Below are 20,120 nucleotides of genomic sequence, written 5' to 3' on the forward strand. Positions count from 1 at the left end.
CGGCCGGTTAAGGCTTCTTCACCACCCCCAACACCTCCAGCTCATGAATGGACCAGTAGGTGCCTTTCGCTTCGCCGGTCTGTGAGATGCGGATCGCCTTGGCTTTGGTCGGATTGGGGAAGAGGTATTCCACGGAACCTGCTTCGCCTTTGGCCTGGAGGACGGGCTTCTCCCATTCGGTGCCGTTCAGCGTGAGTTCGATCTTGTACTGGCGCGGGTAGTCGTTGTGAGATTTGCCGGTGTCGAGTACCAGGCCGGAGATGTCGGTGGCTTCGGGCAGCTCGATCTGGAGCCACATGTCTGGGCTCTGCGGCTTGTGGGTGTCCCAGCGGGAGGTGATGTCTCCATCAATGGCTTTGCCAGCTTCCTTTTCGCCATGGCTGGCGGTGAGCTTCCAGGCACTGCGGTTCTTCAGCGGCTGCGGATACAGAGCCTGCAGCTCCTCGATGGTCCAGGCCGTGGTGCGCTTGGAGAGTTCCTTGCGCAGCTTTTCCACTTCCTTCTTCTGCACCAGCTTGCCGTTGTTGCCAAAGGCCTTGCGGATGTAGCTCGTCACGTCGGCGATCCACTGGTCGTTGTTGCTGGACATCGGTACCATCTGCGCCTCGTAGGTCTTGCCGTTGATGGGTCCGGTGAGGCCGTTCATCATCACGCGCACGATGGCGTCTCCCTGCACCGCCGTCTTGGAGCCGGCAAGCGGCGGGGCCAGTGTGGCGCCTTCACGGCCTGCAATCGGCATGCCCGCGCCGTCAAAGCCATGGCAGGCAAAGCACAGCGAGCGGTAGATCTCCTGGCCGCGCTCCAGCTGCTTCTTCTCATCCTTGCTGAAGCTGCCGCTGATTTTCGGCGCTTCTACGAGAAGCTGCGCACCGATCTCCTTCACGCCGAGGCTCGGCGATGTCATGAGCAGCGTCTGCGCTTCGAGCTTCCAGCTGGGCCAGTTCAAAAGTCGGCTGGTGTAGAGCGTCTGCAGCACCACGGTCGGATCTTTGTCGGTGCGCATCGCCTTGATGTCCGCGATCAGTGCGGTGTCACCTTTCTTCAGCAGTGTCTCCGCCACGCGGATGCCGCTGGCGCGGAGCTGAGGGTGCTTATCCTTCATCGCCGTGCGGACGATTTCTGGTGTGATGGCGTCCAGCCCTTCCAGCGTCCACAGCGCATGCAGGCGGGCCAGGTGGTTCTCATGCTTCGAGGCCATCTCAATGAGCGCAGGCACCACGGACTTGTCGTTCTTCACCACCAGCATGCGCTGCGCGGTGTCGCGCCAGAAGCCGTTGGGGTGCATGAGATGCGCCACCAGCTGCGCGGGCGTTTCACCGATCATCTTCGGCTGCGGGCCGGGTTTGAAATCTTTGAACACCAGACGCCACACGCGGCCGTGGCCGATGACGTGCTGCATGCCGGTGGGCTCGATGGCTCCGCGCAGGAAGCTGCCCGGCTTGACCCAGTTGCCCTCCTGAATGATGCCACGATAGGCATCCACGATGTAGAGACAGCCATCCGGTCCGGTGGTCATGTTCAGCGGGCGGAAGTTCGGGTCGCTGCTGCGGATGAACTCGCTCATCTGCTCCTCATACGGATTCGTCACCGTGGTGATGCCGTCTTTCATCTCCACAATCGAGCGGCGGATCAGGCGGCCTACCGGCTCAGGCAGGAAGGCATTGCCATAAAGCTCCTTTGGCAGGCGGTCGCCACGATAGATCGTCTGTCCGGCGCAGCCAGTGAAGTGGTTCAGGCGCAGGTCGTCTGGTGCATGGAAGCGTCCGGGGCCGCCCTGGAAATCTCCGAGCGCCACGATGGGCCACACGGTGTCAAACTTCTCGCTCTTCTGCTGCGGCACGTTGATGGCGGCATAGAGAATCGGCGCCTGGTAGTTCCACAGGCCCTTTTCACCACCGGCATTGCTCCACCACATCTTGCCGTAGTCATCCTGCGCCAGGCCCCACTGGCCGCCATTGGGGGCGGTGTTTTCCTTCAGCGGAGCATCCGCGCCGTTCCAGCGCAGGCGGTAGCCGTTGTAGGTGGTGTAGATCCAGTTGTCCAGACCCCACACCAGGCCGCTGGGCTGATGCTCCATGTTGCCGCCGCGTGGCCCGCCCACATACCAGAGTGCTTTTTCATCCGCCACGCCGTCGCCATTCGCATCGCGGTGCAGCGTGAGGTCGTTTGTGTCCGTGATCCCCACCAGCACGCGGTCATCCAGCGGCAGCACCATGCGGGGCAGCAGCACGTTGTCCAGATAGACGCTGTGCTTGTCAAACACGCCGTCGCCTTTCGTGGATTCATGCAGGGAGATGCGGCTCTTTGGCGTCAACTCGTCCGTGCCGTCGATGTCCTGCATGTACGTGCGCATTTCCACCACGTACATCTTGCCGTTGCCATCAAAGGCGATGGCCGTCGGCTCCTTGATCAGCGGATCGCTGAGCACCAGCTCAAGAGAATAGCCATTTGGCAGTTCGATCGTTTTCAGCTCCTCCTCAGGGCTCAGCGCCTTGATGGGAAAAGTGTAGGTCGGCTTGGTCTGCGCAAACGCGGCGGCGCTGGCGAAGAGGAGGCTGGTGAGAAGACGGAGGTGCATTAGCGGACGGAGGTTGAAATATCGCCAACAACATACTCCTCAGGCTCTTCTTTCGTTTGGTGACAGCCTGCCAATCTTTGTTAAAATCCGGACATGCCGCTGCCGCGCCTCCAAGCCGAGTTCTTCGCCCGGATCGCCGACCCCCAGGGCGTCCGCGCCATCTTTGAGCACATGCCCGGCGTCTTCTTTTTTATGAAGGACGACCAGGGGCGCCACATCGCCGCCAACAGCGCCACCTTTGAGCGCTTCGGCATCAAAAGTGAGCGAGAACTGGTTGGTGCGATGGATGAGAAATTTTTCCCGTCCGAGGTCGCCAAGGCCTACCGCGAAGACGATCAAAGAGTGATCCGCAGCGGCAAGCCGCTCATCAACCGCCTCGAAGTTTGGTACGATGAACAGCGCAACCTCAGCTGGTTTCTCTGCACCAAGCTTCCTGTGCTCGACAAACGTGGCAAGGTCATCGGCGTCATGGGCATCACCCGGCGCGATGAAGACCGAATGCGCCATCATGATGTGCGTGAGGTCACCGTCGCGCTCCAGTATGCGGACCAGCACTGCCATGAAGCCATGACGACAGGAGATCTGGCTCGTGCGGTGGGCGTGTCAGAGCGCCATCTGCACCGCAAGCTCCGCGCCGCTCTCGGCCTCAGTCCTTACGAGCTCTTGCTGCGCACGCGCATTCAGTCTGCCGCTGAGGACCTTGCTAAATCCTCCACTCCCATCATCCAGATCGCGCTGGATCATGGTTTCTGTGATCAGAGCGCCTTCACCCAGCAGTTCCGCAAACGCACTGGCATGACTCCCAAGGAGTTTCGCCGCAGGCATCAGGGTTGATGCTGCGGTCTGTATCACGCCGCTTGCGCACTCAGCACTTGGTTCAGCGCATGGAGTATTTCCGGCGTGGTGAAGGGCTTGGACAGCACCTGGTTGATGCCCAGCCTTTGCAAATGCTCAATAGAACCTTCTTTGGCGACACCACTGCAGGCGATGATTTTGACCTCGGGGTTGATCCGGCGCAGCAACTGCACGGTGGTTTCTCCGCTCATCACCGGCATCATCAGGTCCGTGATCACTGCCGCCACCTCGTCCCTGTGCTCCAGGTATAGAGCCAGCGCCTGGGCCCCATCCGCTGCCACCAGCACCCGGTAGCCAAAGACCTCCAGTGTCTGCTGCGTGATGGTGCGCACAGCCTGCTCGTCATCCACCACCAGGATCAGCTCTCCCTTCCCATGCGGCGCAGGCTCCAGGCTCTCAGCCGCTTTGCCGCCTGCAGGTACAAGCTCCAGCGGCAGGTAGATGGCAAAGGTGGTGCCCATCCCCTGCACGCTGCGCACCTCCAGCATCCCACCATGGCTCTTGATGATCGAGAGCACCGTGGAAAGTCCCAGACCCGTGCCTTTGCCGATTTCCTTGGTCGTATAGAAGGGGTCAAAAATCTTCTCCACCACTTCCGGTGGCATGCCCGTGCCGGTGTCCGCCACTTCGATCAGCACATACGGTCCGGACTTCTTCCCGCCATGCTTTGCCACCAGGGCTTCGTCCGCCATGATCTCCGTCGTGGCGATGCTCAGCCGCCCGCCGGACGGCATGGCGTCACGCGCATTCACGCAGAGGTTCAGCAGCACCTGATGAATCTGTGTCTGGTTTCCCAGAACCGGGCGCGATATTTCCGCCACCTCGGCGACGCTCTGAATGTTCTTGGGGAAAGTTTCGCGGATCAGGTGCCCGATGTCGTGAATGATCTGGCGCAGGTCGATCTGCGTGTGCTGGCTTTCTGAGCCGCGCGCAAAGGAGAGAATCTGTCGCACCATGTCCGCACCGCGCCGCGCGCTCGCGTCGATGGTCGAGAGCATGCACTGCGAGCGCTCGTCCTGGCAGGCCATTTTCAGGAGGTCGATCGACATCAGGATGGGGGAGAGCACGTTGTTCAGGTCATGGGCGATGCCGCTGGCCAGTGTGCCGATGTTTTCCAGCCGCTGCGCACGGAGAAACTGCTGCTCCAGGCGCTTCTTTTCGGTGATGTCCGTGTTGATGGAGAAAATGCCGATAGGCCTGCCATCGTCGTCGCGCACCAGTGTCCAGTGGGACTCCACCAGAACAGTCTTTCCATCTTTGGTCAGATGCTGCAGTTCGCCTGCCCATTCGCCGTGCACCATCACGTTCTGCATGGCGGCCTGCAGCTGCGCCGGGCTGCGATACAGCAGGTCCATGACCAGGCGGCCCACAGCCTCCTTTGCTGTCCATCCATAGAGGCGTGTGGCACCTTCGTTCCAGTAGATCACCCGGTTCTGCAGGTCGCGCACCAGAATGGCGTCCTTGGCCTTGTCCAGCAGAGAGGCCTGCTGGCGCAGCCGGTCATGGGTCAGTTTGCTTTCCGTGATGTCCTGTGCCACCCCAACTATGCGCAGAGCCACCCCCGTTGCGTCACGCACCGGAAAGGCACGGGCCCTTATCCATCGCATGGTGCCGTCAGGGCGTATGATACGGTAAATCTCATCATACTTTCCGGCTGTTTGTTTGGAGGTCTGGGCCAGTCGCACCCGTTCACGGTCATCTTGATGAATGGAGTCCATCCATGAGAGCGGGGCCGTGTACAGGCTTTCGCGTGAGCGTCCCCAGATCACCTCGTAAGCGGAGCTGACATAGAGCACGCTGCCCAGTCGTGCATCGGCGCTCCAGAAAACTTCCTGAATGTTCTCTGCCATCTCCCGGAAGCGCTCCTCGCTCTGGCGCAGCCGCTCCTGCATGCGCGTCTGCTCCTGCCGCAGGCGGGACTGCTCCAGTGTATGTTTGATGGATGATCCCAGGCGCGTTAGACGGTCCTTCAGCAGATAGTCGGCGGCTCCGCGGCGCATGCATTCCACGGCCTGCTCTTCTCCCACAGTCCCGGAGACAATGATGAAGGGAATGTCTCTCCCGCTTTGCAACAGCAGTTCCAGCGCCTGTGGAGCGTCGAAAGTTGGCATGTTGTAGTCGGAGAGAATGATCTCAGGGTTGGTGGAAAGTGCCGCTAAAAAATTTTGTGCATCATCCGCACAGGCCCACTCAAGCTGAAAATCACGACGCAGCTCGCGGATCAAAAGTTCGACATCCGCGAGGTTGTCTTCCAGAATCAGGACTCGAAGTTTAGGATTCATCGGAGGTTGTTTAAAAGAGGGCAAGGTTTAGCTGCAGCCAGTATTTCGCGGCACTCTGCACGGTTCGGGAAAAATGGTCGGGGTCCATGGACTTCACGAGATAGCTGTTCACTCCCAGTGCATAGCACCGCGCCACATCCACATGCTCCAGGGAGGAAGTCAGCACCACCACAGGGAAGTGCCGGGTGTGTTCATCCTGCTTGAGGCGTTGCAGCACCTCCAGGCCGCTGACTTTGGGCAGCTTGAGATCCAGCAGCACCAGCCTGAGCCGTGGAGGGCTGCGCTTGGAGGAGTCTGCAGGAAACAAAAAATCCAGAGCCTCGGCTCCGTCTCGCGCGATGTGCTGCCGGCTTCCCAGCCCCGCTTTTCTCATGGCTCGGCAGATCAGCTCTGCATCCTCCAAGCTGTCCTCCACGAGGAGCACATCGGCGTTTGTTTCTTCTGTGTTCATGCCGATACATCTCCTTCCAGCGTAAAGTGGAAGGTGGCCCCCTGGTCCACCGCAGCTTCCGCCCATACCCGGCCGCCATGTCTGGCGATGACTCGCTGCACGATGGCCAGCCCCACGCCCGTCCCCTCATAGTCCTCGGCACGGTGCAGACGCTGAAACACGCCAAACAGCTTGTGGGCATAGCGCATGTCAAAACCGCTGCCGTTGTCCCGCACAAAAAAAGTATCGTGCCCGTTCTTCTGCTCACAGCCCACGCTGATGACTGCCTTGTCCTTCCGGCGGCTGTACTTGAGGGCGTTGGACAGCAGGTTGATCCACACCTGGCGCAGCAGCACCGGATCGCCGCCGCATTCAGGCAGCTGCCCCATATCAAACTCCACCACCCGTCCTGCGCGCTCAGAGGCCAGGTCTTCCCAGGTCGCTGCCACCAGCTGGTGCATGTTGATTTTCTGTTTGTTCAGGGGCATTCGGCTCAGTCGTGAGAACGAAAGAAGATCATCGATCAGGCAGCCCATTTTTTGCGCATTGCTGCGTATGATTTGGAGCTGACGCTGGCATTCCTCCGGCAGCTGCGGCCCAAAGTCCTCCATCACCGCATTGGCAAACCCATTCACCGCCCGCAGTGGCGCGCGAAGGTCGTGGGACACCGAGTAGGAAAAGGATTCCAGCTCCCTGTTGGCCGCTTCCAGCTGCTTGTTGGCCGCCTGCACGTTCAGTGCACTTTGATACATCTCCGCCTCCATCTGCTGCATACGTACCTCCAGTCCTGCATCGGCTGGTGCAGGGGCCCGGCTGCGTTTCACAAACTCCGTCACGTCTTCCGCCCTGTGGATGATGTATTTGATGTTGCCGTCTGCATCGAGAAGCGGCGAATTGACCGGCGTCCAGTGTCGCTCCTGAAATATCCCGTCAGCATCCCTCACGTCATAGCGCTGGATCGGCATCGTGTCGGCCTTGCGTTCGTGCAGCACACGTTGCAAAGAGGCCCGAAGATTGGACGAGCCGTCGGCATTGGGATCGCCGGGATTGTCGGGAAAAACCTCCAGCATGGTCCGGCCAATAATGTCCTTTCGCGTTGTCAGGGTGGACTTCAGGTAGGCGTCACTGACGGCCACGATCTTCAAGTCGGGATCCATCACCAGGTAGAGGCCCGGCAGCGACTCAAACAGGCTCTGCAGCTCGGCTCTCTTGTTAGATAGTTCTGCATTCGCGGTTTTCAGCTGCTGGGTGCGCTCCATCACGCGGGCCTCCAGCTCGGCATTTAGCTCATGCATCCGGCGCTCCACCTTTTTACGCTCGCTGATGTCCAGAGAGAGAATGAAGACACCTTCTGGCACAGACTGCAGGAAAAGCTGGAATTCCGCCACATATCCGTCCGGATAGGAAAACAAATTTTCCATCTGTTCGGCATTCGGCTGCTCCAAGCAGCGCTGCACAGAGGCAAAGACCGCTGTATTTTCGATCCCTGGAAAGCACTCCATCATCGTCCGTCCTAGCAGCTCCTCGACGGGCTTTCGCGCCTGTTTGCAGGCCTCGGTGTTCAGATAGAGGTAGCGGAAATCGCGCCCGATGATCTGGCAGCCTTCCAGCATCTGGTCCAGCGTCTGGCGGTAGCGGGCCTCTGTCTGCGCACGCTTTTCATGTTCCAGAATGCGGTCCAGCACCGCCGCTGCATGCCCGGCTACGGCGGCGAAGTACTCGCGCTCTGCCTCGGTCAGGACCCGGACTCCTTCATCACCAAAGGTGCCGCTGCCCAGAGTGCCCAGTCTTCGTCCGGCCAGGATCACAGGCATGTTGAAGATCGAGCGGTTGCCGTTCTTTTCCACCAAGGCTTTGTTGGTCCTCGCATCAGTTCGGGCGTCTTCCACCACCACGAGCTGCTGTGCTGTGGCTATCTCCTCCAGCATGCGGTCACCTCCAACGGTCAGCTCTTCGTCTTCATGCACCACTTGGCTTTCGGCCTGGTTTTTCACAGCCTTCGCCAGTCGCAGATGCTGCCGGTCTTCAGAGAAAAGATAGAACCACACGGCATTCAGCCCCAGGATCACCTGCAGCTCCCTCAGCACGGCTTTCAAAATGTCGGCAATGCCCCCTGCCTGTTCCAGGCTCTGGGCTAAATTCAGTCGGGATCGGGCATGCGCCTCCTGTGTGCGTAGCATCTGCTCGGTCTTCAGGCGAGCGCTGATATCGCGGATGATCACCGTGTAGTGCCGGCGCCCTCCCACCTCGGCATGGGAGATCGAGGCCTCGATGGGAAACTCCACATCATCCGCCCTCAGCGCGTGCAGTGTGCCTAAGGAGCCCATTGCGCGTGCTGTGGCCCCTTTCTTCCCAAATTTCTCCACATGATGTGCGTGCGCGTGGCGGTGCTTCTGCGGAATGAACCGGTCTAAAGGACTGCCGATGGCCTCCGCAGCTGAGCAGCGGAACATGTTTTCCGCCGCTTTGTTAAAGATCAGGATGTTTTGGTCCTCATCGACGCTGATGATTGCATCCATGGCGGAGGTGATGATCGCTTTCAGGCGGTCCTTGTTCTCCCGAATGGTCTTTTTAGAGAGCTGTAGGTCGGCAGTCCTCTCCATCACCTTTTTGCTCAGATCGCGTCGTGCTTCCTGCAGGCTCTCATGCAACCAAGACACGGCTGCTCCCACGGAGAAAAAAATGCCGTAGCGGGCCAGTTTATGAAAGGTGCCCATCGTGGCAGTATCTGGCGGAGCAAAGAAATACCAGGCCAGCAAGGTTGACAAAGCTGTGCCCGCCAGTCCTCCCCACAGCCCCCTAATCCAGGCGCTGCAGAATACCGCTGGGTAGAACAATAGAAACTGCAAGGGGCTGAGCCACGGCCAAAGCCAGCTCTGCAAAACGGCTGCTACCGCTGGAGGCAGCAGTGCCACGAGCACATTTCTCCAAGAGGTGGAAAAATCAGGGGGAGGATTCTGGCTTGGCTCCCCGGTCGCGTTTTGCTCCCTCGTTTTTTTCGGTGTATTAATAGTCACGACTTTTAAGATTTAAAAGCGGAGGGCGGGTAAAATAATAAAAGCGCGTCGGCTAATAATAACCATATCACTAAATGGGCTTTCAAATAAATAAGTATTTATGACTCGAGGAGCAAGTCCTTGTCTCAGAGGGTTCTATGCCTGAAAGCCTGCGGTATTCCTGCCGGGTTTTTATGCGCTGTTTCTCATCCGGATGGGTGGGGGGCCTATGGGTGGGGAGCCTATGGTTTGCAGCCTCGCCCACGAGAAAGTGTCATTCCCTACGCTTTCAGGCCGCTTTAGATGCAGCGCGTAGACCTGCCATTGTGCGCCGCAGGCTGCCAGCCGCAGAAGTGTCCGGCAGCAGGCTTTCATCCAGCCTTAGCGTCAGCTCCCATCCGCCATGGGGCTGCCTCTCATGTGCCGCTCCCAGACTGGCCCACCACGTCAGCATCACATGGTTTTCATCCAGCACGTAGGCCACAAACTGGCGTATCCCGGATTCCAGCGCTTCCACCCACAGCACCGCCAGCAGAATCGTTCCCACTCCCTGGCCCTGAAATTCATCCGCCACTGTAAACGAGACCTCGGCACTGTCTTCAGACCCGTCTGAGCGCCAGTAGGAGCCACCGCCTACGCCGGGGATCTCGTCATTGTTCTCGATCACGATCACCCACGTCCGGTGCTGGCCGTCGTCATCGGCACACAGCCGCTCGATGAATTTTGGATTGGCCCCCTGCACCCGCGTCCAAAACCTGAAGTACATGGATTCAGGCGATAGCCGCCTGAAGGCATCCGTGATCCTCTCGCGGTCGTCCGGCGTTAGAGGGCGCAGGATCACCGGGAGCTCGTCACGCAGCAGCAGGCGGTAGCGGGAAAGCAGGGAGGACATGGAAACGGAACACAATAGACGCTCATCGGTTACGTGATCAAACGTCTGCTGGTGACACATGAATAGCGGCGCATTTTCACAGCATCGCGGCCAGCAATCGTATTTGTGAGCAGCCGTATCTGTGGCTAGCCTGCCGCCATGCCGCCACCACGCTCCACCACCAAATCCGAAGTCCTGCGGGGGCTGGTGGATCGTGTGGTGTTTCACAATGAGGACAACGGCTACTGCATCCTCAAAGTGGTGCCCGAAGGCCGTCGCGATGTGGTCGGCCTTGTGGGCAAGGCACCACGTGTGGTAGCGGGCGAAGAATTCGAGGCCCGCGGCGTGTGGGAGCCCAACCGCGACTTCGGCCCCCAGTTCAAGGCGGACGCACTCAAGCTCCGGCGGCCGGATTCCCTGGCAGGGATCGAGCGCTACCTCGGCAGCGGATTGATCGAGGGCATCGGGCCCAAGTATGCCAAACGCATGGTTGAAAAGTTCGGCCCCAAGATCTTCGACATCATCGAAAACGAATCGAAGAAGCTCGAAGAGGTGGAGGGCGTGGGCACCAAGCGGCGCGCGGAGATCCGCGAGTCCTGGATGAAGCAGAAGTCCATTCACGGCATCATGCTCTTCCTGCATCAGCACGGCATCAGCTCCTCGCGCGCTCTGCGCATCTATCGGACCTACGGCGAGGATGCTCAGGCCGTGCTGAAGGAGAACCCCTACCGGCTGGCGCAGGACATTCGCGGCATCGGCTTTAAAACGGCGGACGACATCGCCTATCAGCTCGGCGTCGCTGAGGATGCGCCTGAGCGCATCAAGGCGGGCATCCTGCACGTGCTGGAGACAGCCGCTGGAAACGGCCACTGCTGCTTTCCCGAATCAGAAGTCGTCATCAAAGCCGCCGAGCTGCTCGGTGTGGAGGCTCTCATCGCTCCACAGGTCGAGGCGCTCATCTCCAGCGATCACATCGAGCGTCATGGAGCCTTCCTATACCTGCCCCACCTGCGCGCAGCGGAGCAGAGCATCGCGGCCAGCGTGAAAAAACTCACCGCTTCTCCTGCGGCCTATCCGTCCCTGGATGAAGACGCCGCTCTCGGCTGGGTCATGAAAAAGACCGGCAAGGAACTGGCCGAGAGCCAGCAGCGCGCCGTGCGCGAGGCCTTGCACCAGCGCCTGCTCATCATCACTGGCGGCCCCGGCGTGGGAAAGACCACCATCCTGCGCAGCATCCTCCTCATCCTGCAGAGCAAGCAGGTCAAGCTCGTGCTCGCCGCCCCCACGGGTCGCGCTGCCAAGCGCCTCGCGGAAAGCACCGGCATGGAGGCCAAAACCCTGCACCGCCTGCTGGAGTATCAGGGGGACGGCCGCTGGGGCCGTCATCGTGGCAAGCCACTCGCAGGCGATCTCTTCGTGGTCGATGAGGCCTCCATGATTGATGCGCCGCTCATGGCCCAGTTTCTCGCCGCGCTGCCAGACGGGGCGCACCTGCTCATCGTGGGAGATGCCGACCAGCTCCCCTCCGTGGGCCCCGGCATGGTGCTGCACGATCTCATCGCCAGCGAAAAGGTGCCCTGCGTCAAGCTCACCGAGATCTTCCGCCAGGCCGCCAGCAGCCGCATCATCACCAGTGCGCATGCCATCAATCGTGGCCAGATGCCTGACCTGAAGTCCTCACGCACCAGCGACTTCTTTTTCCTCCAGCACTCCGAGCCAGAAGAGATCAAACATACGCTGGTCGAGCTGGCTCACACGCGCCTCGCTGCCAAGTACGGCCTGGACCCCATCCGCGACATCCAGGTGCTCACGCCGATGAATCGCAATCTCCTCGGCACCATCTCCCTCAATCAATCTCTCCAGCTAGCGCTCAATCCCCCCAACGAGCTCAAATTTGAGATCGAGCGCTTCGGCATCACTTTCCGCGTGGGGGACAAGGTTATCCAGACGCACAACAACTACGACAAGGAAGTCTTCAACGGAGACATCGGCCACATCGTCACCATCGATTCCGATCCCGTGAAGGTGCACGTTCGCTACGATGCCGACCGCATCGTGGCTTACGAACCCGGAGAGCTCGATGAGCTGCAGCTCGCCTACGCTTTGAGCATCCACAAAAGCCAGGGCAGCGAGTTTCCCTGCGTCATCATCCCCGTCAGCACGCAGCATTATGTCCTGCTGGAGCGCAGCCTCATTTATACAGCCATCACCCGGGCAAAAAAACTGTGCGTCCTCGTCGGCGACGAACGCGCCCTCTCCCTGGCCGTGAGCCGCCAGGAAAGCCGCAAGCGCTGGACGGGGCTGCGGGGAATGATTGGATGAATGAGAAGTTCGCGCCTGGTAATGCTCAGATGAATGCCTGAGTGTCTTTGTTCCAGATTCTTTTCCAACGCCTCATGGTACTAAACTGCCGTTCTTTGCCTTTCGAGACAAAGAATTCGGCGTGGCAGCGTACGTTGGGAGACATTTCAACCCGCCGTCGCTCACCATGCCCACGTCCCGCCGTTCTTTCCTGAAAAACTCCACGCTTGCCTCCGCCGCAGCCGCTTTCCCGGCCTTGGTGCGCGGGCAGAATCTCAACAGCAAGCTGCAGGTGGCCTGCGTCGGGGTGAACGGCATGGGTTACAGCGACCTCCACAACGTGGGCTCTCACGCGGCCGTGAAGTTCGTCGGCTTCTGCGACGTGGACGCCAACCGCTTTGACAAGGCGGACAAGGAGTTTCCCGGCGTGAAGCATTTCTCCGACTACCGCGAGATGTTCAGCACCCTCGGAGACGGCTTTGACGCGGTCACTGTCGGCATTCCCGACCACATGCATGCTCCTGTGGCCGTGGCCGCCATGCAGCGTGGCAAGCATGTTTACTGCCAGAAGCCCCTGGCCCACACGGTATGGGAAGCACGCCAGATGCGCCTCTGGGCGGAGAAAAAGAACCTTGTCACCCAGATGGGGAATCAGATCCACTCCTCCATCGAGTACCGCATGGGCACGCGCCTGATCAAGGAAGGGGCCATCGGCAAAATCAAAGAGGTCTATTCCTGGGTGGGCGTCACCGGCAATGAGCGCACGCGCATGTTCCAGCCGCCGCCCTCCGCTCCCGTCCCCGCCAATCTGAACTGGGATCTCTGGATCGGTGCCGCGCCCATGCGCGAGTACGCCCCGGCCTACCATCCCTTCATCTGGCGCGACTGGCAGGACTTCGGCGGCGGCGGCCTCGGAGACTTCGGCTGCCACATCATGGACCCCGTCTTCACCGCGCTGGATCTCACCGCGCCGATCAGCGTTCATGCCAAAAACAGCGGCATCAACAACCAGATCTGGCCCACGCATGAGACCATCAACTACGTCTTCCCCGGCACCCAGTACACCGCCGGCAAGACCATGAAGCTCACCTGGATGGATGGTGGCCTCAAGCCCAGCCACAAGCTGGCGCAGATGCCCGGAGACATCGACCTCCCCGGCAGCGGCTCCATCTTCATCGGCGAAGGCGGCACCATGGTGCTGGCCCACGTGGCCGGTCCGCGCCTCTACCCGCTCGACAAGTTCACCGGCTTCAAATACCCGAAAGAGGAAGGCCGCAGCCACTGGCACACCTGGGTGGACGCCTGCCTCTCCGGACAGAAGACCAGTGACGGTTTCCACTACGCCGGGCCTCTGGCCGAAACCGTGCAGCTTGGCAACGTGGCCACACGCCTTGCTATTCCGAAGATCGACCCGATCACGGGCCGCATGGAAGAGGCCAACAGGGTGCTCGAATGGGATGCCGCAAATCTCAAGTTCACCAACGCTCCGGAGGCCGACAAGCTCCTCACCAAGACCTACCGTCCTGGCTTCGAAGTGCCTGCCGCATAAGCAAAGCACCGCCGCATCTTCTTGAACCACAGGCGCGCTGGACCTCACAATCCAGCGCGCATTTTTTTCGGTGCTTAATTCGAGCGTCTGGCGTAAATATTGCGTCAGACATCCATATGAATTCGGCAGATAAGAACGAATCATCGTCTTCCCTCAGTGGAAGCCTCCTGCTCGCCTCACCGGCCATGCGCGACTCGAATTTCGCCCGCTCCGTGGTCTTCATGGCGGCACACAACGCCAAGGACGGTGCCTTTGGCTACATTCTCAACCGTCCGCTGGACCAGTGTGTTTCTGATCTGCTGCCAGACCAGGATCTCGGCGCGCTGGGAGATGTGCCCGTCTTCCTCGGTGGGCCCGTTTCCACAGACAAGCTCGCTTTCGCCGCCCTGCACTGGAACAAGCGCCGCCGCACGCTGCGCTGCCAGACCCACCTCTCCGTGCCGGACGCCCTGCACGCTCTCAGCCTCGGACATGATGTGCGCGGCTTCGTCGGCTACTCCGGCTGGAGCGGCGGCCAGCTCGAAAGCGAGCTGGAGGTGCGCTCATGGATCACCACCACCGCTCGTCCGCTGGTGCTCACCGTCGAAAAGCCCACCCAGATGTGGTCCGCCATCCTCAAGGATATGGGCCCCGTCTATCAGGTGATGGCCGGCATGCCTGAAGATGTGAGCCTGAACTGAGCCTACTTCGAGAACTCCTTGTCGATCGCGTCCAGGTACTTCGAGATTGGATCTTTGCGTTCAGGGAGTTCTTTCTTGATGGTCTCGGGCAGTCCCAGGTACCCGTCAAACTTGCCGGAGAGGCGGCCGCTTTCGCTGGCCTCAAACCAGTCCACGTAGTCGCGCACTGCAACGGACTTCTGGTAGGCTACGAGGGCAAACTCGTGCAGCGTGGCCAGGCGCTTGTCCATGTCCTTGGTTTTACCTGCTTCAATGTCCATCACGGCCGCCAGGTAGGCGCGCACCACGGGGCGGAAGAGCACGCTCACACGCATCTCCAATGCACGCAGGGAGGCGATGTTATAGGACAAGATCTTGGTCTTGTCCGGATGGTTGAGGATGTGCTTGTACTCCTCGATTGGCAGGGTCACCTGTACCAGGGCTGGATCAGTGGTGGCTGGTGCAGCGGTTCCAGATGCAGCAGCGGTTTGTGCCTGCTGGGTGGTCGCTGGCCTGGCCTGCGGGTTGTTGGTTCGCGGCTTGTCTTCGGCTTTGGCAGCAGACTTGGAGGCTGGTTTGGCGTTCGGGTTGGTCGTGTGGGGCTTGCTGCTCTTCTTGGCCGCAGGCTTGTCTTCAGAATCAGCCTTTTTAGGAGAGGATTGGGTCTTTTTCTCCCCGGCATTTTCTTCCTTGGGCTCCTCTTTCTTCTCCTCGTCTGGATTCGTTTTGCGTTTACGGAAGTCAAAGAGCGGCTCCACTGTCTGGCGCGGACCTGCGGGCGCAAAAAGCTGCCAGGCGTCTGCCAGCAGCGGTGAAATCAGGCGTGCGACATCGACCTCGTCTGGCTCGGCGTAGGAGGTCTGCTTCTCTTTGGCAGGTTTCTCAGCCGGCTTTTCCTCAGGGGTCTTCTTATCGCCACGGAACCAGTTCATCGGATTGAGCTTGGTCGGCTTCTTCTCTTCTTCCTTCTTGGCTTCCTCTTGGGGCTCCACGTCTTTCTTGGCGGTTGTCTTGGGCTTCTCGATGGCCGCAGCTTTTTCCTTTTCCGCAGGGGAGAGCTTTTTGTCTTTCACGGGCGTTGCTTCGGCAGCCTTCGCCTTGCCCTCTTTGCTGGCGGTATCTCCAGCATCTTTTTTCTCTTCACTGCTGCCAAAGAGCCTGCCCATCAGCCCGGGCTTCTTGTCTTCATCGGCCTTCTTGTCCTTGCTGGTGGCGGCGGTGTCACTGGCCTTTTCGATGGGCTTCGATTTGTCCTTGGCACCGGCTTCTGTAGGAGTCTTCTTCTCCTCGCTGGCAGAGCTGCTGAAAAGCCTGTCCATGAGCCCTGTCCTGGCTCCTTCTTCGGCTTTCTTCTCCTTCTCGGTCACTGTGGTGGCAGCCTTCTCCACGGGTTTGGGTTTCGCATCCTTGGCGGCAGCTTCTGGAGCATCCTTTTTGTCCTCGCTGCCAGAGCTGCCAAACAGACGACCCATAAAGCCGGGTTTCGCATCCTCCTCAGCTTTCTTTTCCTTATCGGCTGCGGTGGCCGTAGTCTTGTCTGCGGGCTTGGTGTCCTGAGGTGCGGCATCTTTTTTCTCCTCGCCAGAGGACCCGCCAAACAGACGGCCCATAAAGCCAGGCTTTGCTTCTTCCTCGGCTTTCTTTTCCTTCTCAGCAGCAGACTTGGCTTTGCTGTCTTTGGCAGGTTCTTCCGCAGAATTTTTTTCTTCGCTGCCAGCCCCAAAGAGGCGGCTCATAAAGCCCGGTTTGTTTTCCTCTTCGGCGGTCTTGTCCTTGTCAGGCTTCTCTGCAGCTTCCTTGCTGTCAGCATCTCCCAGGAAAAGAAGGCGGCGGATCAGGCTGCGTTTCGGCTTCTCGGCGGTCTCTGCTGTTTCCTCCTTGGCTTCTTCTTTCGTTTTGGGCTTGGCGGTTTCAGCCGCAGAGGGGGCTGGCGGCGGCGCACTGGCGGAGGCCACCTGAAGCGGTGCCGGCAGGATGAAGGGGTGCTGCTGGATGTTCTTTGGCACGGCATTGGGTGCCGCCTCGTAGTGGATAAAAATGGCTTCCTCGATGGCCTTGACGCTTTCTGCAGGGCTGAGAGGCTCGCCAAAACCGGGCTTGGCCAGCGCAGCCAGCTGCAGCGACCACCATTTGTTCAGGCTGGAGGATGACACCGCCAGATTCGGAAATGCCGTGCCAATCAGCTCACGCTCGGTGCGCTGATCCACAGCCAGGGCGTTGAGAAATTTGTTCAGCCGCTGCGGTCCTTCCGGCTGCTCCACCAGCGCCAGCACGAGTGCGCAGCAGGAGGTTTCGTAGATCGTGCGCGAGAGGCCGTCCATGTCCACGGGAGAGGCTTCAATGATCTCCTCGATGCTGTAGATTTTACCGCTGCGGTAGAGAGCGGAAAACATCGCGCTCGGATTGGCGCTGGAGCGGTAGTCCATCGCCAGCAGCACGCCCGTCATCACCCAGTCCGGAAGCAGCATGCGCCCCTGCGGAGCCTCGATCCTCTGGTGGTTGCGCAGAATGCGCTCTGCCAGCAGTGCACGCACCACTTCCTTGCGAAGGTCCGCCGCATTCAGCCCTGGCTTTTCATTGATCGTCACCTGGATGTGAAAGCCGCCGAAATTCAGCTCGGAGATGGTGGTGGCCACCGGCGGGCCTTTCGCCTTGGCTGCTTCCTCTCCCGTGTTCAGCAGCACCACGATGGGCAGCACCCACGGATCTTTGTCATTCAGGGCCTTGCGCACCTCCTGGGCGATCTCATCGCACCGCGAGGACATGCCGCTGCGCGTCTCAAAGACCTTCCCGTGCACAATGAACTGCCGGCTGCTGCTTGTAGAGCTGGTCACCGGGATTTTGTCTGACGGAGTCAGGACACGCGGCGCCTCCACCACACTGGGCTTCTGAGTCACCGCTTCCAGCGCCTGCATCTTGCTGGCAGAGCTGGAGGAAGGCACCGGCGCTGCGGGCACGGGCGGCAGCGTGGGCGCGGCCGGAGGGCTGCTGGGCGCGGGGGCCTGATCTGCAGGTTTAGCAGGGGCATTGCTCTTCAGCTGGCCTGGCAGCGGCGGCGGCACCAAGGTCTTGGGTGCCTCGATGGCGGCTGCGGCCTCCTTTTGCGCCTGTGTCAGCGGCGGTACGGGCGGCGCAGGGGCCTGTCCGGCAGCGGTCAGAGCGGTACAGATGAACGAGAGCACGCCCGTCCGGGCGGATGTCAGGCGGCGTTTCATGCAGAGGGGAAACGGGGATCGAGCACGAGCTTGTCTTTGGCGATGGTGATCTTGGTCATCTGAAACAGCGCGCGGATTTCAGGATCCAGCGCATCCGTCACCACTTTCAGGGAAGGATACAGTGGCCGCATCATGCCGCGTGGCAGCCGCAGGTGGCCGTAGGCCCCGCGCAGCACCTCCACATGGAAATGGTCTTCTTCGCGCTCCACGGCCAGGTCCACACTGGCCGTGCGGGTCTGTCCCTGGATCTTCCAGATCAAAATCAGCCGTGCGTATCCCGCTTCCAGATCAACCCGTACGCCTTCAAACGCGATCCATCCTCCAGCTGCTCCATTGATTTTACCGGAGAGCGTTTGGGCCAGGTGGCGGTTGAGTTCTGCCTCGCTGATTTCGATGACGGCCGCCCGCTTGATCGCTGTCTGCCTTAGGTTGTCCAGCAGGTCTTCCGTCTTGCCATTTTTGGCAGGTGCAGCGGCCTTTGGCAGATCCGCAGGCCGTTGCGCCACCCAGGCAGCACCAGCCAGCAGGCTGATGCCGACCAGCCGCAGGATCATGAAAAGATGGCGAATCACAGCGGCTGCAGGGTGGGGGAGGGATGAGTGAGGGGCTCAGAGGCAGGCTCAGGCCGCCGTGCTGCTCTTGGCAGGTGCGGGACTGCTGGCGGCTGGCGCAGGGCTGGATGACGCCGTGGAACTCGAAGAACTCGAACTCGACGCGCTTTCAGAATCCTTCTTCGCCGCAGCCTTGTACGAGTCACTGCGGTAGTCCGTGATGTAGAAGCCGTTGCCTTTGAAGATGAAGCCTGATCCCAGGCCGATCTTGCGTTTCACCGGACCCGGGCAGCCCTCTTTCGGGCAGTCCGTCAGGTGCGGGTCTTTCATGGATTGTCTGGCCTCAAACTGATGGCCACACGTCTGGCATTCGTAGTCGTAGGTGGGCATGGTGTTTTTTTTGAAAAGGCTGCGCGGGGATTGAGAGGTTGCGCAGCGGGGGTGGAGTATGCCGCTTTGCCTCATGGGCTGCAAAAGGATTTTCCCCTCCACTTGACCCTATTTGCAATCAAAGCTCGACATCGACGTGGTGGTCGATGTATTATCCGGCCATGGCTTCGCCGTTTCAGGAAACCACATTCTTGAGGAATCTTTATGCCACTCCCGCCGACTGGCAGCGCGATTTGTTTTATTCAGTAGTGCGCGCAGGCCATCTGAAGGCAGGCTATGAGCACCGCATCGAGCGCGAGACCTACCCCGGCCACGAGCTCATTCTCTGTCTCAAAGGTCGCGGCTGGGTCCAGATCGCGGGCAAGCGCCACGAAGTCGGCCCCGGCGCGCTCCTGTGGGTCAACTGCCACCATCCTCACCTCTACGGTGCTGCAAAAAAGGATCCCTGGGAGCTCTACTGGATGCGTGTGGAAGGCCGTCCGCTGGACCGCATTGCCGAGCTCCTGCAGGTGCGCTCCCAGCCCGTGCTGGAGGGCATCAATGAGCAGCTCGTTGCCAGTGAATTTGAGTGCGCCTTTGAGCAAATGAGCGGCACCCGCCCCAGCGATGCCGCCCAGGCCAGCGCCGCCGTGGCCTCCATCATCGGCCAGGCCTTCCACGTCCGCCTTTCGGAGCCGGGCCAGGTGCAGCCCGAGCTGCCCTCCGCCGTCTCCAAGGCCCTCGAGCGCATGCGCCTCTACTTCCATCTCCCCATGCGTGTGGTGGAGCTGGCCCAGCTCAGCGGCATGAGCGAGAGCCACTTCAGCCGCCAGTTCAAAGCCGCCATCGGCACCAGCCCCATCGACTGGCTGCGTCGGGAGCGCATCAATCAGGCCAAGCGCCGCCTCATCGAATCCGACGACCCCGTCAAGGAGATCGCCCGTCAGGTGGGCTACCACGACCAGTTCTTCTTCTCCAAGGACTTCAAGAAGATGACCAAGCTCACTCCCACGCAGTTCCGCGAGCAGGAAAAGCAGTCATAATAGCCCTCAGCTCGGCAGCGACTTGTGCTGCTTCACCCGCTCCTCCAGCCACGCATGCGTGCGGCGGAAAATAAAGTCCAGCAGCAGCGCCAGCACCGCGCCTGCAAACGCCCCGCCGATCCCGCCATACACGGCGATCATCCAGCTCTCATCCACCTTCTCCAGCACCGCACGGCCCACCCAGGCAGTCACGGCTCCGGCAGGGATGCCCGCCAGAATGCCACACTGCAGCAGTAGCGCCCGCACGGCGGTGGCAGGCCGCTTGGTCAGGAAGCCCAGCGCCACAGAGCTGGAAATCACCCCCAGCATCGTCAGCCCCGCGGCGATGGCACAGGCAAAAAGGCCTGCTCCGATCCCGATGCCGATGAGAACAACCATGACAAGCAGCATGATGAGGCCGGGAAAGATCATGACATCAGCA

General features: G+C 60.2%; 14 protein-coding genes. 5 read left to right on the forward strand and 9 right to left on the reverse strand.

Annotated elements, in window-relative coordinates; all coding sequences use genetic code 11:
• Nucleotides 1–7: 7 nt before the first annotated feature.
• Nucleotides 8–2,578, reverse strand: a complete 2,571-nt coding sequence (locus HNQ65_RS11205) for a DUF7133 domain-containing protein (protein WP_184339613.1) — start codon at nt 2,576–2,578, stop codon at nt 8–10.
• A gap of 93 nt (nt 2,579–2,671) precedes the next feature.
• Here HNQ65_RS11205 and HNQ65_RS11210 point away from each other — a divergent pair, with 93 nt between their 5' ends.
• Nucleotides 2,672–3,412, forward strand: a complete 741-nt coding sequence (locus HNQ65_RS11210) for a helix-turn-helix transcriptional regulator (protein ID WP_221306129.1) — start codon at nt 2,672–2,674, stop codon at nt 3,410–3,412.
• A gap of 14 nt (nt 3,413–3,426) precedes the next feature.
• Here the strand turns inward: HNQ65_RS11210 and HNQ65_RS11215 are convergent, their stop codons facing one another.
• From HNQ65_RS11215 to HNQ65_RS11230, 4 genes are all read right to left on the reverse strand, one after another.
• Nucleotides 3,427–5,715 (reverse strand): hybrid sensor histidine kinase/response regulator, encoded by a 2,289-nt coding sequence (locus HNQ65_RS11215; RefSeq protein WP_184339614.1) that lies wholly within the window; start codon nt 5,713–5,715, stop codon nt 3,427–3,429.
• A gap of 10 nt (nt 5,716–5,725) precedes the next feature.
• Entirely contained in the window at nt 5,726–6,166 is a 441-nt protein-coding gene (locus tag HNQ65_RS11220) for a response regulator (RefSeq protein ID WP_184339615.1), read from the reverse strand.
• Nucleotides 6,163–9,162 carry a PAS domain S-box protein gene (locus tag HNQ65_RS11225; protein ID WP_343076559.1) on the reverse strand — a complete coding sequence of 1,000 codons (3,000 nt, stop codon included), beginning with the start codon at nt 9,160–9,162 and terminating at the stop codon, nt 6,163–6,165. The genes HNQ65_RS11220 and HNQ65_RS11225 overlap by 4 nt, the downstream gene beginning before the upstream one ends.
• Before the next feature lie 268 nt (nt 9,163–9,430).
• Nucleotides 9,431–10,033 carry a GNAT family N-acetyltransferase gene (locus tag HNQ65_RS11230; protein WP_184339617.1) on the reverse strand — a complete coding sequence of 201 codons (603 nt, stop codon included), beginning with the start codon at nt 10,031–10,033 and terminating at the stop codon, nt 9,431–9,433.
• A gap of 138 nt (nt 10,034–10,171) precedes the next feature.
• On the opposite strand from HNQ65_RS11230, the gene recD2 reads away from it, so the two are divergent.
• The 3 genes from recD2 to HNQ65_RS11245 all read left to right on the forward strand — a co-directional run bounded on the left by recD2 (nt 10,172) and on the right by HNQ65_RS11245 (nt 14,542).
• Nucleotides 10,172–12,334, forward strand: a complete 2,163-nt coding sequence (gene recD2, locus HNQ65_RS11235) for an SF1B family DNA helicase RecD2 (protein ID WP_184339618.1) — start codon at nt 10,172–10,174, stop codon at nt 12,332–12,334.
• A gap of 166 nt (nt 12,335–12,500) precedes the next feature.
• Entirely contained in the window at nt 12,501–13,862 is a 1,362-nt protein-coding gene (locus HNQ65_RS11240; RefSeq protein ID WP_184339619.1) for a Gfo/Idh/MocA family protein, read from the forward strand.
• A gap of 185 nt (nt 13,863–14,047) precedes the next feature.
• The gene (locus tag HNQ65_RS11245; RefSeq protein ID WP_184339620.1) at nt 14,048–14,542 is read left to right on the forward strand and encodes a YqgE/AlgH family protein; all 495 of its coding nucleotides are present in this window, start codon (nt 14,048–14,050) and stop codon (nt 14,540–14,542) included.
• A 2-nt stretch (nt 14,543–14,544) separates the two neighbouring features.
• On the opposite strand, the gene HNQ65_RS11250 is transcribed toward HNQ65_RS11245, so the two are convergent.
• From HNQ65_RS11250 to HNQ65_RS11260, 3 genes are read right to left on the reverse strand one after another with little or no spacing between them, the layout of a single operon-like run.
• The gene (locus tag HNQ65_RS11250; protein ID WP_184339621.1) at nt 14,545–17,736 is read right to left on the reverse strand and encodes a hypothetical protein; all 3,192 of its coding nucleotides are present in this window, start codon (nt 17,734–17,736) and stop codon (nt 14,545–14,547) included.
• Nucleotides 17,733–18,308 (reverse strand): hypothetical protein, encoded by a 576-nt coding sequence (locus tag HNQ65_RS11255; RefSeq protein WP_184339622.1) that lies wholly within the window; start codon nt 18,306–18,308, stop codon nt 17,733–17,735. Before HNQ65_RS11255 ends, HNQ65_RS11250 begins: the two co-directional genes overlap by 4 nt.
• Before the next feature lie 48 nt (nt 18,309–18,356).
• A complete protein-coding gene (locus HNQ65_RS11260; RefSeq protein ID WP_184339623.1) occupies nt 18,357–18,677 on the reverse strand; it encodes an FmdB family zinc ribbon protein in 321 nt (106 codons plus the stop codon).
• Nucleotides 18,678–18,838: 161 nt separating this feature from the next.
• Here HNQ65_RS11260 and HNQ65_RS11265 point away from each other — a divergent pair, with 161 nt between their 5' ends.
• A complete protein-coding gene (locus tag HNQ65_RS11265; protein WP_221306130.1) occupies nt 18,839–19,699 on the forward strand; it encodes an AraC family transcriptional regulator in 861 nt (286 codons plus the stop codon).
• 6 nt (nt 19,700–19,705) lie between these two features.
• Here HNQ65_RS11265 and HNQ65_RS11270 read toward each other — a convergent pair whose 3' ends face one another.
• Entirely contained in the window at nt 19,706–20,110 is a 405-nt protein-coding gene (locus HNQ65_RS11270; RefSeq protein ID WP_184339625.1) for a hypothetical protein, read from the reverse strand.
• Nucleotides 20,111–20,120 lie beyond the last annotated feature (10 nt).

Origin of the sequence: Prosthecobacter vanneervenii, from assembly GCF_014203095.1 — a bacterium.
Taxonomy (GTDB): Bacteria; Verrucomicrobiota; Verrucomicrobiia; order Verrucomicrobiales; family Verrucomicrobiaceae; genus Prosthecobacter; species Prosthecobacter vanneervenii.